Annotated in this window: 1 protein-coding gene; it reads left to right on the top strand. The window is 59.1% G+C overall.

Features of this window, described 5'->3' with window-relative positions:
• Positions 1 to 97: 97 nt before the first annotated feature.
• Positions 98 to 433: hypothetical protein (locus HU811_RS27195; RefSeq protein ID WP_186659225.1), on the top strand; the 336-nt coding region annotated here is incomplete at its 3' end.

The raw sequence follows: 433 nt of genomic DNA on the forward strand, positions 1-433 counted from the left end.
CTGACAGTAGACGTCACGCCTCATCCGCCCGTTAATAACCCGACGGTTGTAGGCCACGCCCCCTCTGCGGCGAAACACCCGACGCAAGAGTGTTTCCATGAAAAAGTCATCCGGCTCTGCCGAAGCAGGCAGCGACAGCTCATTACGCCTTGATCCTCTGTATATCCCTAACATAGCCCCCGCGTTCGAAGACTACGCCGGCGGCATCGGGGTTGCGCTGGTCGAGGATGGTTTGAAGTGCTATGTCGACCTCTGGTTTCCCAACGGGGACGGGGATGCGATCGCCTTCTACTGGAACAATACCCAAACCCCGGTCTGGTCCGACACCATCGATGCCAATCCCCCCGATCGGCTGCGGATTCACCTCAACAAGGGTTTTATCCTGGAGGGCGATGCTGACCCGGTGTTCTACAGCGTGACCCGCCCGGGGCAA

This window comes from Pseudomonas tehranensis, from assembly GCF_014268615.1.
Lineage (GTDB): Bacteria > Pseudomonadota > Gammaproteobacteria > Pseudomonadales > Pseudomonadaceae > Aquipseudomonas > Aquipseudomonas tehranensis.